Origin of the sequence: Massilia sp. UYP11 (assembly GCF_050434805.1) — a bacterium.
GTDB lineage: Bacteria > Pseudomonadota > Gammaproteobacteria > Burkholderiales > Burkholderiaceae_D > Telluria.
This window is the reverse complement of sequence record NZ_JBNDJE010000001.1, coordinates 100,879-115,743: the sequence shown is the minus strand read 5'-3', so window position 1 is coordinate 115,743 and position 14,865 is coordinate 100,879. Positions and strand designations below refer to the sequence as shown.

General features: G+C 64.7%; 10 protein-coding genes. 7 read left to right on the top strand and 3 right to left on the bottom strand.

Annotated elements, in window-relative coordinates:
• The first annotated feature begins 3 nt into the window (after positions 1–3).
• The 5 genes from ABIB38_RS00495 (at position 4) to ABIB38_RS00475 (ending at position 8,347) form a co-directional block, all read left to right on the top strand.
• Entirely contained in the window at positions 4–2,235 is a 2,232-nt protein-coding gene (locus tag ABIB38_RS00495) for a TonB-dependent receptor (RefSeq protein ID WP_429200811.1), read from the top strand.
• Positions 2,236–2,626: 391 nt separating this feature from the next.
• Positions 2,627–4,438, top strand: a complete 1,812-nt coding sequence (locus ABIB38_RS00490) for a S8 family peptidase (RefSeq protein ID WP_429200809.1) — start codon at positions 2,627–2,629, stop codon at positions 4,436–4,438.
• Positions 4,439–4,769: 331 nt separating this feature from the next.
• The gene (locus ABIB38_RS00485; protein WP_429200808.1) at positions 4,770–6,053 is read left to right on the top strand and encodes a DUF2254 domain-containing protein; all 1,284 of its coding nucleotides are present in this window, start codon (positions 4,770–4,772) and stop codon (positions 6,051–6,053) included.
• A 255-nt stretch (positions 6,054–6,308) separates the two neighbouring features.
• Positions 6,309–7,376 (top strand): DNA polymerase IV, encoded by a 1,068-nt coding sequence (gene dinB, locus ABIB38_RS00480; protein WP_429201775.1) that lies wholly within the window; start codon positions 6,309–6,311, stop codon positions 7,374–7,376.
• Between the two features lie 74 nt (positions 7,377–7,450).
• Complete coding sequence (locus tag ABIB38_RS00475; protein ID WP_429200806.1) at positions 7,451–8,347, top strand: recombination-associated protein RdgC; 897 nt, start codon at positions 7,451–7,453, stop codon at positions 8,345–8,347.
• Between the two features lie 126 nt (positions 8,348–8,473).
• On the opposite strand, the gene ABIB38_RS00470 is transcribed toward ABIB38_RS00475, so the two are convergent.
• Positions 8,474–10,108: a catalase gene (locus ABIB38_RS00470; protein WP_429200804.1), complete on the bottom strand. Its 1,635-nt coding sequence runs from the start codon at positions 10,106–10,108 to the stop codon at positions 8,474–8,476.
• A 118-nt stretch (positions 10,109–10,226) separates the two neighbouring features.
• On the bottom strand, positions 10,227–10,712 hold the full coding sequence (locus ABIB38_RS00465) for an asparaginase domain-containing protein (RefSeq protein ID WP_429200803.1): 486 nt from the start codon (positions 10,710–10,712) through the stop codon (positions 10,227–10,229).
• 136 nt (positions 10,713–10,848) lie between these two features.
• Here ABIB38_RS00465 and ABIB38_RS00460 point away from each other — a divergent pair, with 136 nt between their 5' ends.
• The gene (locus ABIB38_RS00460) at positions 10,849–11,604 is read left to right on the top strand and encodes an L-asparaginase (RefSeq protein ID WP_429200801.1); all 756 of its coding nucleotides are present in this window, start codon (positions 10,849–10,851) and stop codon (positions 11,602–11,604) included.
• A gap of 18 nt (positions 11,605–11,622) precedes the next feature.
• Here the strand turns inward: ABIB38_RS00460 and ABIB38_RS00455 are convergent, their stop codons facing one another.
• On the bottom strand, positions 11,623–12,615 hold the full coding sequence (locus ABIB38_RS00455; RefSeq protein WP_429200799.1) for a D-2-hydroxyacid dehydrogenase family protein: 993 nt from the start codon (positions 12,613–12,615) through the stop codon (positions 11,623–11,625).
• 374 nt (positions 12,616–12,989) lie between these two features.
• Here ABIB38_RS00455 and ABIB38_RS00450 point away from each other — a divergent pair, with 374 nt between their 5' ends.
• A complete protein-coding gene (locus ABIB38_RS00450) occupies positions 12,990–14,858 on the top strand; it encodes a phosphoenolpyruvate carboxykinase (GTP) (RefSeq protein ID WP_429200797.1) in 1,869 nt (622 codons plus the stop codon).
• The last annotated feature ends 7 nt before the right edge of the window (positions 14,859–14,865 follow it).

Here is a 14,865-nt window from a genome sequence, read left to right as displayed (position 1 = left end):
TCCATGACCAAGATGTCCAAGATGCACAAGCGCGTCCTCCGTGCGCATGGCGCAATGCTGGCGCTGTCCGCCTGCGCCGCGTTGCCGATCGCACCGGCGTTCGCCCAGACGACCGATTCGAACCAGTCTCTCCAGCTGCAATCCGTGACCGTGACGGCCCAGCGCCGCACCGAGAACATCCGTGACGTGCCGGTTTCCGTCACCGCCCTGAAGGGCGACAAGCTGGACGTGCTGGTCTCCGGCGGCGACGACATCCGCCTGCTGGCCGGCAAGGTGCCGAGCCTGAACGTCGAATCGTCGAACGGCCGCACCTTCCCGCGCTTCTACATCCGCGGCTACGGCAATACCGACTTCAACACCTTCGCCTCGCAGCCGGTCTCGCTCGTCTATGACGACATCGTGCAGGAAAACCCGATCCTCAAGGGCTTCCCGATCTTCGACCTGGCCAGCGTCGAAGTGCTGCGCGGCCCGCAGGGCACCCTGTTCGGCCGCAACACCCCGGCCGGCGTCGTGAAATTCGAATCCGAGAAGCCGAACCTGAAGAAGGTCGAGGGCTACTACAACCTGTCGGCCGCCTCGCACTACACGATGAACGCCGAGGGCGCCGTCAACGTGCCGCTGTCGACCAATGTGGCGATGCGCGTGTCGGCCGTCGGCCAGCACCGCGACGACTACGTCGACAACTTCAGCGACGTGGCCATGACCCAGAAGCGCGGTGAGCTCGACGGCTACAACGAGCATGCCGAACGCGTCCAGTTCTTGTACAGCAAGGATGGCTTCAGCGGCCTGCTGGGCTTTCATCAGCGCCAGACCAACGGCAGCGCACGCCTGTTCCGCGCCAACCTGATCAAGAAGGGCAGCAATACCTTCGCCGATGGCACCGATCTCGACAAGATCGTCACCAACGCCCAGAACTTCCAGAGCCTGAAGACCAACGGCATCAACCTGCGCCTGCAGTGGGATCTCGGCAACTACAGGCTGCACTCGATCACCGGCTACGAGCACATCGTCGACTACTCGAGCCGCGGCGACATCGACGGCGGCACCCCGGCCGGCCCGGGCTTCATTCCGTTCCAGGTCGAGACCAACGGCTACATCGAGAACCTGGACCAGTACACCCAGGAATTCCGCCTCGAGTCGCAATACACCGGTCCGCTCAACTGGCAGGCCGGCCTGTACTTCTTCGATGAAGACGTGACTGGCGGCAGCGACAACTTCAACAGCACCACCTATGCGCGCACCTCGCGCCTGCGTTCGAACCAGAAGAACGAAGCCTGGGCCGCGTTCGCATCGGCAAGCTACGACCTGACCCCGGACTGGACCATCCGCGGCGGCCTGCGCTACACCAAGGACGAGAAGGAATTCCGCACCATCGAGGCGACCAACGTCGTCCAGATCGGCCCATCGTCGGTGGAAGAAAGCAAGGACAAGATCAACTGGGACCTGTCGGCCACTTACAAGCTGACCCCGAACGTGAACGTCTATGGCCGCGCCGCGACCGGTTTCCGCGCGCCGAGCATCGCCGCCGCCTCGGCCGAAGTGCCGATCACCGTGGCCGATTCGGAAACCATCAAGTCGTTCGAGCTGGGCGTGAAGGCCGACCTGTTCGACCGCCGCGCCCGCACCTCGTTCTCGATCTATGACTACACGATCGAAGACCAGCAACTGACCGTGGTGGGTGGCAACTCGAACGTCAACCGCCTGATCAACGCCGACAAGACCAAGGGCAAGGGCGCCGAGTTCGACTTCGAAGCGGCCGTCAGCACCGCCCTGCGCGTGAGCGCCGGCGCCAGCTACAACTACACGCAGATCCGCGACGCCAGCCTGTCGGTGAACAGGTGCGCCCAGTGCACCATCACCAACCCGCTGAACGCCGTCGGCCGCGTGGTCATCGACGGCAACCCGCTGCCGCAGGCGCCGCGCTGGACCTTCAACGCGACCGCCCGCTACGGCGTGCCGTTCCGCGATGGCGAACTGTACGTCTTCACCGACTGGTCGTACCGCAGCAAGATCAACTTCTTCCTGTACGAGGCCACCGAGTTCACCGGCGCTCCGCTGACCGAAGGCGGCGTGCGCGTCGGCTACATCTTCGGCAACGGCAAGTACGAAGTCGCCGCGTTCGGCCGCAACGTCCTGGACCAGCGCCGCATCACCGGCGCCATCGACTTCAACAACCTGACGGGCTTTACCAACGAGCCGCGCCAATGGGGTATGCAGTTCAAGGGCAATTTCTGATCGTGTAAACAGTCAGCTCGCCTGAATGGGAAAGGCCGCGCACTGCGCGGCCTTTTTTTCGTTTTGGCCCGCGGTGCATGGCATCACGACCAGAAGTGTTACATGAATATTTATCTGATAATTACCTTATTCGCAATGCATATGCGTTTTCTATCGTTGTTGAACCAGTAAATATTTTGTATATTTAACGTTTAACCGAATAAATCATGTTTTTGCTGGATGTGCCGAGTTAACTGTTGTATGCACGCCGAAAGCGATGAGAAATTATTCCTGCCGTTTCTTTTCTTCAAGCTAAGCTGAGTTCGCCGCTTCGAGACGGCACCGGCTTGCCGGTCCTACAACGACACAAGCGAACCATCGCTTGACGGAAAACCTTGAACAAGGAAGAACCATGAAGCAAACGCATTCGATTCGTCCGACCGTGTTGAAGATGTGTGCAGCAGTCGCGCTGGCGCTGGGAGCCGGAGCCGCCTTCGCCGCCGCCGGCGGGGACGGCAGCAGCGCGCCGCAGTTCGTCGTGGAGACAGACCGACTCATCGTGAAATACCGCGACGCGAAGCCTGCCGCCAATGGCGTCGTGGCCCGGGTCGCCAGCCTGAGCCCCGAGCGCAAGGCGAAACTCGACCGCGCCGGCCAGCAGTTCGGCATGGTGGTCAAGGAAAGCCATGCCATCTCGACCGGCGCCCAGGTGTTCAAGCTGGACCGCCGGCGCCACCTGAAGGAAGTCGAATCGCTGGCCGCCGAGATGATGGCGCGCGACCCGGCCATCGAGTACGCCGAGCCGGACCGCATCATGACCCATCTGGCCACGCCGACCGACCCGCGCTACACCGACCAGTGGCACTACTATGAAACCGCCGGCGGCCTGCGCCTGCCGAGCGCCTGGGACAAGTCGACCGGCAGCGGCGTGGTGGTGGCGGTGATCGACACCGGTTACCGGCCGCACGCCGACCTCTCGGGCCAGCTGCTGGCCGGCTATGACTTCATCAGCACCGCCGCCATCGGCAACGACGGCAATGGCCGCGACAGCGACGCCAGCGATCCGGGCGACGCCGTGGTGGCCGGCGAATGCGGCAGCGGCCAGCCGACCCGCGACCAGGGTTCGAGCTGGCATGGCACCCACGTCGCCGGCACCGTGGCGGCGCGCACCAACAACGGCACGGGTGTCGCCGGCGTGGCCTACAACGCCAAGATCGTTCCGGTGCGCGTGCTCGGCAAGTGCGGCGGCTACACCTCGGACATCGCCGACGCGATCACCTGGTCGTCGGGCGGCAGCGTGTCGGGCGTGCCGGCCAATGCCAACAAGGCGCGCGTGCTGAACCTGTCGCTGGGCGGCAGCGGCGCGTGCGGCGCGACCACCCAGAACGCCATCAACGGCGCCCGTTCGCGCGGCGCGGTGGTGGTGGTCGCCGCCGGCAACTCCGCCGTCAACGTCAGCAACGCCAGCCCCGCCAACTGCTCGGGCGTGATCGCGGTGGCGGCCACCGGCCGCACGGGCGGGCGCGCTTCGTACTCGAACTACGGCACCCTGATCGACGTGGCCGCGCCAGGCGGCGACGGCGCCAATGGGGTGCTGTCGACGCTGAACACCGGCACCACCGCGCCGGCTTCGGACAGCTACGCGGCCTACCAGGGCACCTCGATGGCCACGCCGCACGTGGCCGGCGTGGCGGCGCTGATGCTGGCGCGGAACACCAACCTGACGCCGGACGAGATCGAGTCGAAACTGAAATCGACGGCGCGCGCCTTCCCGGCCACCTGCTCGGGTTGCGGCACCGGCATCGTGGACGCCAACGCGGCTGTCGACGCGGCCACCAGCGGCGGCACCCCAGCCACCACCGTGAACGAGGCGGAGACGAACAACACCCTCGCCACCGCCAACCTGGTCACGGTCGGCAACACGACGGTGAACGGCAACCTCGGCTCGACCACCGACACGGACTTCTTCCGCGTCGACCTGCCGGCCGGCCGCACCCTGAGCGCGGTGCTGACCCCGGGCCTGTCCAATGCCGACTACGACCTGTACGTGTACAACGCATCGGGCACGCAGTTGGGCACCAGCCAGAACGGCGCGGGCGCGGTGGACAGCGTCAACTCCAGCAATACCGGCACCAGCGCCTCGACCCGCTATGTGCGCGTGACCTACTACAGCGGCGGCACCGGCGCCACCAACGGCAAGTACAGCCTGAAGCTCACCTGGTAAGCGCCAGCGCCAGGATGAGGGGAACGCGCGGTCTCGACCGCGCGTTTTTTTTCCGGTGCCCGTCGGGCGCGCCGCCGCCACGCCGGCATACCCATCGCGCCGGCTTCCTGGGAAGGGCTGTCCGGATGGGAACCGCTGCGCGCGTTTGACATTTGTGCAAATGTTTTGATGCCCATAGAATGTCTGCATGCAATCGGGGGGCGCGCGCCATCGCCGACGCCCTTTTCCGACCAATCCCATATGCAAGGAACTCAATGCGGTACGACATCCTGGGCAATTCCATCGGCGCTTGGCCGGAACAGCCGCACGCGGCGCCGTCCTGAGCGTATCCATGCAGCTTCCGAACCGTTTGCAGTTCCTGCTCAATCGCCTGCGCGAGCGGCTGTGGGTCAAGCCGCTGGTCGCCTGCGTCCTGTCCGTCGCGGGCGTGGCGCTGGCGCATCTGGCCGACAGCGTCCCGGTCGACTGGAAGGTGCCGGAGATCGCACAGGACTCGGTCGTCGAACTGTTGAAGGTGATTGCCGCCAGCATGCTGGGCGTGGCCACGTTCGCGGTCGCGTCGATGGTGGCGGCCTACGCGTCGACCGGCCAGTCGGCCACCGCGCGCGCCTTTCCGCTGATCGTCGCCGACGACGTCTCGCAGAACGCGCTGTCGATCTTCGTCGGCACCTTCATCTTCGCGATCGTGGGCCTGAGCGCCACCACCAACGATTATTTCGGCAAGGCCGGGCGGTTCACCTTGTTCATGCTCACGCTGTCCGCGCTGGCGCTCGTGATCGTGGTGTTCGTGCGCTGGGTCGACAGCATCGCGCGTCTCGGCCGCCTGGGCGCGGTCATCGCCAAGGTCGAACAAGCCACGTCGCGCGCCATGGCCCGGCGCAGCCGGCGTCCCTGCCTGGGCGGCATGGCCGCTTTCGGCCCGGCCATCGGCCTGGCCTTCCACAGCGACACCAGCGGCTACCTGCAGCGGGTCGACATGGAGGCCCTGCAGCGGATCGCGGCGGCGCGCAAGCTGCGCATCACGCTGGCGGTCGTGCCGGGATCGATGGTGGTGCCGTCCCGGCCGCTGGGCTACGTGCTGCCGGACGGCGCCTGCAGCGAAGCGGTCGAGCCGGGCCTGTTGCGCGACGCCTTCACCATCGGCCCGCTGCGCCACTTCGACGACGACCCCCGTTTCGGCCTGGTCGCGCTCGCGGAAATCGGCAGCCGCGCCCTGTCTCCGGGCATCAACGATCCCGGGACCGCGATCGGGGTGCTCGGTTCGGTGTACCGCATCCTGAGCGAATGGGCGCGCCCGGTCGACGCCGAGGCGCCGGAGTACGACCTGGTGGAGGTGCCGGCCCTGTCGGTCGACGATCTGTTCGACGACGTGTTTCCCGCCATGGCCCGCGATGGCGCCGGGGCCGTCGAGGTCGCGATGCGCATCCAGCGGGTGCTGGGCGAACTCGGTTGCTGTGGCCACGAGCAGACGCGCGCCGTGGCGCGCCGCCACGCCTGCCTGGCGATGGCGCGCGCCGAACGCGCCCTCGATTTCGCGCCCGACCTGGAGCAGCTGCGGTGGCGCCACGAGGATTTCTGGGGCAAGGCGGCTTGCACGAAACAGCTTTTCGGATAATACTGTATGCAATTACAGTAGCCGGCCCCAATTCCCGTTCCCGGGGCGCGGCCCTAGGGAAGCGCTGATTTATTCTGGCGGATGGGATTGGCGACGGAAAAGGCGCCCGGCAAGGCCTCGCCGGCCGCGCATAAACCGCAGCCATACCGCGTGGTATGGCGAGGATTTACAACGCAGCAGGGCGCTTTTTCCGTGCCAAGACCGCCGCCATGAATAAATCAGCGCTTCCCTAAAGTGAACGCCCCGCTTCGAAAAATCATCCACTGCGATTGCGATTGTTTTTATGCGTCGGTCGAGATGCGCGACGATCCGCTGCTGCGCGGCCGTCCGCTGGCGGTCGGCGGCCGGCCCGACCAGCGCGGGGTGGTCGCCACCTGCAACTACGAGGCGCGCCGCTACGGCATCCATTCGGCGATGGCCACCGCCACCGCCATCAAGCTGTGTCCGGAGTTGCTGGTGATCCCGCCGGCGATGGAAAAGTACCGCATCGCCTCGACCCAGATCATGGCCATCTACCAGGACTACACCGAGATCGTCGAGCCGCTGTCGCTCGACGAAGCCTACCTGGACGTCACCGATTCGCCGCACTGCAAGGGTAGCGCGACGCTGATCGCGCAAGAGATCCGGCGCCGCATCTTCGAGACCGTCGGCATCACCGCCTCGGCCGGGGTGGCGCCGAACAAGTTCGTGGCCAAGATCGCCAGCGACTGGAACAAGCCGGACGGGCTGTTCCTGGTGCGGCCCGACGAAGTCGACGCGTTCGTTGCGGCGCTGCCGGTCAAGAAGCTGCATGGCGTGGGCAAGGTGACGGCGGAAAAGATGCACCGGCTCGGGCTGCAGACCTGCGCCGACCTGCGTGGGTGGAACATCGACCAGCTGCAAGAACACTTCGGCAGCTTCGGCGCGCGTTTATACGACCTGAGCCGCGGCATCGATCACCACGAAGTGAACGTCTCGCGCGAGCGCAAGTCGATCAGCACCGAAGAAACCTATACCCCGGACGTGCCCGACCTGGCCGGCTGCCTGGCCTTGCTGCCCGATTTGTACGAGCACCTGCTGGGCCGCATCAAGCGCGCGCATGCCGAAAAATTCATCAACAAGCTGTTCGTGAAAATCAAATTCTCGGATTTCCAGCAGACGACGGTCGAGTGCGTGGGCTATGCGCCACATATTCCGACCTATGCGCGCCTGATGGAAACCGGCTGGGCTCGCGCCAGCCGCCCGGTGCGCCTGCTGGGCGTGGGCGTGCGCCTGGGCGAGTCCGAGACCGTCGAGCAGCTGCGGCTGTTCGACGACGTTCAGGACGAGTCGATCGGGTCCTGAGCTTTTTATGCGACGTTGCCGTATAGCAGCGTAGAATATCGATCCTTCGAAATACTGACACAATCGGATAACCTATGTGGTTCAAGAATCTACAGATTTACCGTCTGCCGGCCCCATGGGCCTATACCCCCGAACAACTGGAAAAAGCCCTCGAGCCGCAGAGCTTCGTGCCTGCCACCAGCAATGAATTGCTGCGCCAGGGCTGGGACAAGCCGCGCCCGAACGGCGGCCTGGTCCACGTGGTCAACAAGCAGATGCTGATCATGCTGGGCACCGAAAAGAAGCTGCTGCCGGCCTCGGTCATCAACCAGGTGGCCAAGGCCAAGGCGGCCGAGCTCGAAGAGCAGCAGGGCTTCCCGCCCGGCAAAAAGGCAATGAAGGAACTGAAGGAGCGCGTGGCCGACGAACTGCTGCCGCGCGCCTTTACGCTGCGCAGCAACGTCTGGACCTGGATCGACCCGGTCAACGGCTGGCTGGTGGTCGATGCGGCAAGCCCGGCGAAGGCCGACGACATCGTGAAGCTGCTGCTCAAGGCCGTCGACAAGATGCCGCTGGAATCGCTGCGCGTGCAGAAGTCGCCGGTCGCCGTGATGACCGGCTGGCTCGAAGCCGATGAAGCGCCGTATGGCTTCACGATCGACCAGGACACCGAGCTGCGCGCGACCGGCGAAAGCCGCGCCGCGGTGCGCTACGTGAAGCACACGCTGGAGCCGGACGACATCCGCCGCCACATCGCCGCCGGCAAGCAGTGCACCCGCCTGGCCATGACCTGGAACGACCGCATCAGCTTCGTGCTGACCGAGTCGCTGGCGATCAAGGGCATCAAGCCGCTGGACGTGATCAAGGAAGGCGAAAGCCCGACCCATAGCGACGACGAGCGTTTCGACAACGACATCGTGCTGATGACGGGCGAGCTGGCCAAGCTGCTGGCCGACGTGGTCGAGGCGCTGGGCGGCGAAGCGAAGGCCTGATCGACGGCGGATCAAACCCCGTTCACGTAGGGTTGGCGGGTTTCCCGCCGACGCGTTCAACCGGCATATGCACGGCCGTGTGGCATGCAAACGCGGTTGAACGCGTCGGCGGCGAAGCCGCCAACCCTACTTTGCGACTTCTTCGCTCGTGGCAGGTTCCGTCTTCCCACCCGCGGCGGCGCCACTCTCCAGCTCCCCGCTGGTATAGGTCGACCCCTGGCGATCCTCATGCGGGGCCGGACGGTTCGGCAATGGCGGCAGCGCCTTCGCCTTCTCCAGGTCGATCCCGGCGACTTCGGCCACGCGGCGGCCATAATCCTCGTCGCAGTGCCACAGATGCCACACCATGCGCAGCTGGATCGGTTCCGGGCATTGTTTCAGGTCGCCCCCGACGTTGCTTACCAGGTCGTCACGCTCCCAGTCCTCGAACGTGCGGTAGCGCGTGCCGGCCTGCCGGTAGTCGTCGCGCGTGGTCGTGGTCTGGTAGCGGCCCAGGTGGCCTTCCACCCACTGGTGGTATTCGCGAGCCGGGCGGTCGGCTTCCTTGTAGCCGCCCATCAGGCTCGGTTCGTAATTGATGTGCTTGTCCTCGTCCGAACCGTCGACGCCGTCCACATAGAACGTCATCTGGCCGTCGCGCTGGTTGGTGCGCGCCTTCGCCTTCTCTTGCGGCGCATTGATCGGCAGCTGCAGGTAGTTGGGCCCTACGCGGTAGCGCTGGGTGTCCGAATACGACAGGGTACGCCCCTGCAGCATCTTGTCGTCCGAGAAGTCGATGCCGTCGACCAGCACGCCGGTGCCGAAGGCCGACTGCTCGGTTTCTGCAAACACATTGTCCGGGTTCTTGTTCAGCACCATGCGGCCCACCGGCAGCAGCGGGAACTGGTCTTCCGGCCAGCGCTTGGTGTCGTCCAGCGGGTCGAAGTCGAGCTCGGGATGCGCGCCGTCGACCATGATCTGGACGCAGAATTCCCATTCCGGGTAGTCGCCGCGCTCGATCGCGTCGTACAGGTCGCGCGTGGCGTGGCTGGTGTCGCGGCCCTGGATCTCGGCCGCCTGGCTGGCCGTCAGGTTGCGCACGCCCTGCTTGGGCTGCCAGTGGAATTTCACCAGGTGGGCGACGCCCTGGTCGTTGACCAGCTTGTAGGTGTTGACGCCCGAACCTTCCATCTCGCGGTAGTTGGCTGGGATGCCCCATGGACTCTTGACCCAGGTAATCATGTGCAGCGCTTCCGGATGGCTGCAGATGAAGTCATAGAAGCGCCACGGCTCTTGCTGGTTGGTGACGGGGTCGGGCTTGAAGGCGTGGATCATGTCCGGGAACTTGATCGCATCGCGGATGAAGAACACCTTGAGGTTATTGCCCACCAGATCCCAGTTGCCGTCGACGGTTTTCAGCTTGACCGCGAAGCCGCGCGGGTCGCGTGCGGTTTCGGGCGATTCCTTGGCGCCGATCACGGTCGAGAAGCGCACGAACACCGGGGTCTGCACGCCGGTCTCGTTGAGCACGCGCGCAGTGGTGTATCTGGAGGCGGGCTCGTCGCCGATCTTGCCATAAGCTTCGAAAAAGCCGTGGGCGCCGGTGCCGCGCGCATGCACGACGCGTTCGGGGATGCGCTCGCGGTCGAAGTGGGTGATCTTTTCGATGAACTGGTAGTTCTCGAGCGTGGCCGGGCCACGTTCGCCGACCGAACGCAGGGACTGGTTGTCGTGGACGGGATGACCCTGGCGCGTGGTCAGCGTGGGACGCTGGTCGTTCATTTGCCTTCTCCTCTGAATCGCTGATGGAGCAATGCAGTATAGGAAAGCGAACGAGAAGGCAGCGCGCGGCTGACCCCGCTTTAATTCCGGTAAAAGTCGACGGAACTCCGGCTGACAGCTACAACTGCTGGAACACGCCTTCGCTGCGGTTCTTGGTCACGTTACCCCATGGGAATACCTGGCCGTTCATGGCGACGTACACGCCGGCCGGCAGGGTCTGCGCCACGCCGCAGGCAAAGCCGAGGTTGAACAGCGCGTCCGAATTGGCGATGGAATACGGGATCATGGCGCCGGTCAGCACGATGGTCTGGTCCAGCCTGGCGGCGCCGAGGACGGCGGCGGTCTCGCGCATGGTGTCGGTGCCGTGCACGATCACGATCGCCTTCTCGCTGGCGGCGCGGCAACTGGCCAGCACGCGCTCGCGATCGGCATCGCCCATCTCGAGCGAATCGAGCAGCGGCAGCACGTCGAGCGCGACGGGCACCGTCATGCGGCTGCGCTTGATCACCTCTGGCAGATGGCTTTCAGCAAAGCCGAGCACGCCATTCAGTTCATTGTAATGCTTGTCGAAAGTGCCACCGGTGGCGATGAGTCGCAAAGTCATGTTGGTTTATCTACTCGCAGAAAAAAGGTGCGTCATGATAGCCGCAAACCATAGTGTATCCGACCGTGACTGCGCTAGAATCGTCTGGATCGGATGAGTACACTCATCGTTTTTCTTCTCTTTATTCTCGCCCGCCATGAAAGTAGTTGCACCCGGCACCGTCATCTTCCACCGCCATCGCGGCTATGGCGTGATCACCCACGTCAACCTGCTGACCGGCTGGATCTCGGCGCGTTTCAACGACGAGGCGCGCGCCCTCGACCTGAACCTGTCGAGCGACGAAGTCCAGCACGCCGACGGCGAGCCGATCCTGTTCCGCCGCGCGCCGCCAGACCGCATGCCGCATGCGCGCCTGATGGCCGTGGTGCGCGCATTGCACGAGGCCGGCTACCAGAAGCTGTACCTGTATTCCTGGCCCAAGCCCTCCGGCCTGCACTGGCGCTGGCACCTGTTCACGGGGCCGCGCAACTGGATGCAGCGCACCTGGCGCGAAGGCTGGTATGGCTCGGGCGCCGAGTACAACAACAATCCCGTGATGGGCTGGGGCGACGTGCCGGGCGCCACCACGGACGAGCTGATCCACGCACTGGCGAAGTTCGATCCGCAAGGGCTGGCGCAGGCGCTGGGTCGCGACGAAGACCATACCGCCTGGTTTGCGCGCGCCTGCGAGCTGTTGCTGCCGGGCTATATGTACAGCCTCAATATGGAGCGTCCCGTGGGCGGCGGGCTGGTCGAGGCGCCGGCGGTGCCGATCGTGCCGGTGCGCGCGGGCCTGAAAGGCTACAGCGGCCCCGACATCGGCTGGCCGCCGGGCTGGGCGGGGCTGTGGACCGGCACCCACGTGATGCCGGCGCCAAAAATCAAGCTCACGGGCGAGCCCGAACTGCGCTGAGCGCGGGGCGCGTCGGTTTCAACGCTTGCCCAGCGCTTCCGGATTGAGGATGTTCGCAGGTTTTCCTTGCGCGAACTGGACGATGTTCTCGAACGCCGCCTGGAAATACATCTCGTAACTGTCTTTCTCAACATAGCCCAGGTGCGGGGTGGCCAGCACCGTCGGGATGCGCAGCAGCGGCGCATCCGGCGCCAGCGGCTCGCTGGTGAATACGTCCAGCGCCGCCGCGCCCGGATGCCCCTGCTTCAGGGCTTGCTCGAGCGCGTCGTCCGCCACCAGTTCGGCGCGGCTGGTGTTGACGAACAGCGCATCCGACTTCATGCGCGCCAGGTCGCTGGCCGTGACGATGCCGCGCGTCGATTCCGCCAGCCGCAAATGCAGGCTCAGCACGTCGGCCTGCTCGAACAGCGCTTCGCGCGTCGGCGCGGCCTCGAGGCCGTCGGCGACCGCCGTCGCGCGGCTGGCCTCGCTGCCCCAGACCAGCACCCGCATCCCGAAGGCGCGCGCATAGCCGGCCACCAGTTTGCCGATCTTGCCGTAACTCCAGAGGCCAAGGGTGCGCCCATGGAGCACCCGTCCCACGCCATTGAGCGCCGGATTGATCGATGCCGTCTGCCACAACCCATCCTTCAGATTGTTCGCATACGGCACGATCTTGCGGCTGGCCGCCATGATCAGGGCCCAGGTCAGCTCGGCGGGCGCCAGCGGCGAGCCGACACCTTCGGCGATGGCAATGCCGTGCGCGGTCGCGGCGGCCACGTCGATGTGGCCGCTGACCTTGCCGGTCTGCGAGATGAGCTTCAGGTTCGGCAGCTTCGCCAGCAGTGCCGGGGTGAAGGCGGTGCGTTCGCGGATCAGCACCAGGGCGTCAAACGGGGCGAGGCGAATCGCCAGCTGGCCCAGGCCGCGGGTGGTGCTGGTGAAGACCTTGACCTCATGGCCGTCGAGCAGTCGGAAACAGTCAAGACCGCGTGCTGCGTCTTGATAATCGTCAAGAATCGCGATTTTCATTGGTGTTGTCAGAGTTATATCAGTTAAATGTAAACAAATAACAGGGTAGGGCATTTGCCCAAATAGCCTACTACATTACTAGGGCATTTTTCCTACTTTTTTGTAGTGAAAGGGGCCGTGAGGCGGTTTTTGGGGTGTACAATCGGCTCAGAACTTAAAGGAATGACACGTATTTAACGGCGCTCATGAGACGTGCCGCTCAGCCTGGCCAAAGGCTGCCGATCCGACCGCTGTCCCACCGCGATCCTGACCAGACCGCTTGCCCACCGTCGATCCCGACCCATACAGGGTTCCGACCATAGGCACTCTGGTCATTGATTGATCCCGACCCAGCGATCCACCCGAATTCTTAATTGGCATTTGGAGGACTCCCCATGAATCAGCCCGTGATGGGCGGCGTCGCCGCACTGAACGTTCCAGCTTACATCAAACACCAAAAGCTCATCAATTGGGTCGCAGAAATTGCAGCGCTGACCAAGCCTGAGAGCATTTACTGGTGCGACGGTTCGGAAGAAGAATACGACCGCCTGTGCGCACAGATGGTCGCCGCGGGCACGATGAAGAAGCTCAACCCCGCCAAGCGTCCGAATTCCTACCTGGCCTGGTCCGATCCGTCGGACGTGGCGCGCGTCGAAGACCGCACCTTCATCTGCTCCGCCACCAGGGAGCAGGCCGGCCCCACCAACAACTGGATGGAGCCGAGCGAGATGCGCCACACCCTGCACGGCCTGTTCGACGGCTGCATGGCTGGCCGCACGCTGTACGTGGTGCCGTTCTCGATGGGCCCGCTCGGCTCGCCGATCGCCCACATCGGCGTGGAACTGTCCGATTCGCCCTACGTTGCCGTGAACATGCGCATCATGACGCGCATGGGCAAGGCCGTCTATGACGTGCTGGGCCCGGATGGCGAGTTCGTTCCCTGCGTGCACTCGGTCGGCGCGCCGCTGGCCGCCGGCCAGCAAGACGTCGCCTGGCCATGCAATGCCACCAAGTACATCGTGCACTATCCGGAAACCCGCGAGATCTGGTCCTTCGGCTCGGGCTACGGCGGCAACGCGCTGCTGGGCAAAAAATGCTTCGCGCTGCGCATCGCCTCGAACATGGGTTATCAAGAGGCGCAAGCCGGCGGCACCGGGTGGCTCGCCGAACACATGCTGATCCTGGGCGTCGAGTCGCCCCAGGGCGACAAGAAATACGTGGCTGCGGCCTTCCCTTCGGCCTGCGGCAAGACCAACTTCGCGATGCTGATTCCGCCGAAGACCTTCGACGGCTGGAAGGTGACCACCATCGGCGACGACATCGCCTGGATCAAGCCGGCCGCGGACGGCAAGCTGGTCGCGATCAACCCGGAAGCCGGCTACTTCGGCGTGGCCCCGGGCACCAATGAACAGACCAATCCGAACTGCATGGCCTCGCTGCGCGAGAACGTGATCTTCACCAACGTGGCGCTGACCGACGACGGCGACGTATGGTGGGAAGGCATGACGAAGGAAGCGCCGGCACACCTGATCGACTGGCAGGGCAAGGACTGGACCCCGGCGTCAAGCGGCAAGGCGGCGCACCCGAATGCGCGCTTCACCGTGGCCGCGACCCAGAATCCGGTGATCGACCCGGCCTGGGACGATCCGGCCGGCGTGCCGATCTCGGCCTTCATCTTCGGCGGCCGCCGCTCGACCACGGTGCCGCTGGTGACCGAGGCCAACGACTGGGTGGACGGCGTGTACATGGCCGCGACCATGGGTTCGGAAACCACCGCCGCCGCCGCCGGCCAGATGGGCGTGGTGCGCCGCGATCCATTCGCGATGCTGCCGTTCATCGGCTACAACATGAGCGACTATTTCCAGCACTGGCTCAATCTCGGCAAGAAAGTGGCCGCGATCGATCCGGCTGCGCTGCCGAAGATCTTCTGCGTCAACTGGTTCCGCACCGACGACAACGGCCGCTTCGTATGGCCGGGCTACGGCGACAATATGCGCGTGCTGAAGTGGATTCTGGACCGTACCGAAGGCAGCGCCGCCGCCGGCAACCGGCACCTGTTCGGCACCTCGCCGTCGTATGGCGACCTGAACTGGGATGGGGTGGCGTTCAGCGAAGCGCAGTTCACCCAGATCACCTCGATCGACAAGAACGCATGGGCCGAAGAACTGAAGCTGCACGGCGAATTGTTCGACAAGCTGGCCTACCGCCTGCCGCAAGAGCTGGTGGACACCAGGGACCGTCTGGAGAAACAACTGGCCGGCTAAGGCCGGC

What these genes read in the sequence shown, in the direction of transcription:
- ABIB38_RS00495 (WP_429200811.1), top strand. Translation starts at nt 4, where the DNA reads ATGACCAAGATGTCCAAGATGCACAAGCGCGTCCTCCGTGCGCATGGC.
- ABIB38_RS00490 (WP_429200809.1), top strand. Translation starts at nt 2,627, where the DNA reads ATGAAGCAAACGCATTCGATTCGTCCGACCGTGTTGAAGATGTGTGCA.
- ABIB38_RS00485 (WP_429200808.1), top strand. Translation starts at nt 4,770, where the DNA reads ATGCAGCTTCCGAACCGTTTGCAGTTCCTGCTCAATCGCCTGCGCGAG.
- ABIB38_RS00475 (WP_429200806.1), top strand. Translation starts at nt 7,451, where the DNA reads ATGTGGTTCAAGAATCTACAGATTTACCGTCTGCCGGCCCCATGGGCC.
- ABIB38_RS00470 (WP_429200804.1), bottom strand. Translation starts at nt 10,108, where the DNA reads ATGAACGACCAGCGTCCCACGCTGACCACGCGCCAGGGTCATCCCGTC.
- ABIB38_RS00465 (WP_429200803.1), bottom strand. Translation starts at nt 10,712, where the DNA reads ATGACTTTGCGACTCATCGCCACCGGTGGCACTTTCGACAAGCATTAC.
- ABIB38_RS00460 (WP_429200801.1), top strand. Translation starts at nt 10,849, where the DNA reads ATGAAAGTAGTTGCACCCGGCACCGTCATCTTCCACCGCCATCGCGGC.
- ABIB38_RS00455 (WP_429200799.1), bottom strand. Translation starts at nt 12,615, where the DNA reads ATGAAAATCGCGATTCTTGACGATTATCAAGACGCAGCACGCGGTCTT.
- ABIB38_RS00450 (WP_429200797.1), top strand. Translation starts at nt 12,990, where the DNA reads ATGAATCAGCCCGTGATGGGCGGCGTCGCCGCACTGAACGTTCCAGCT.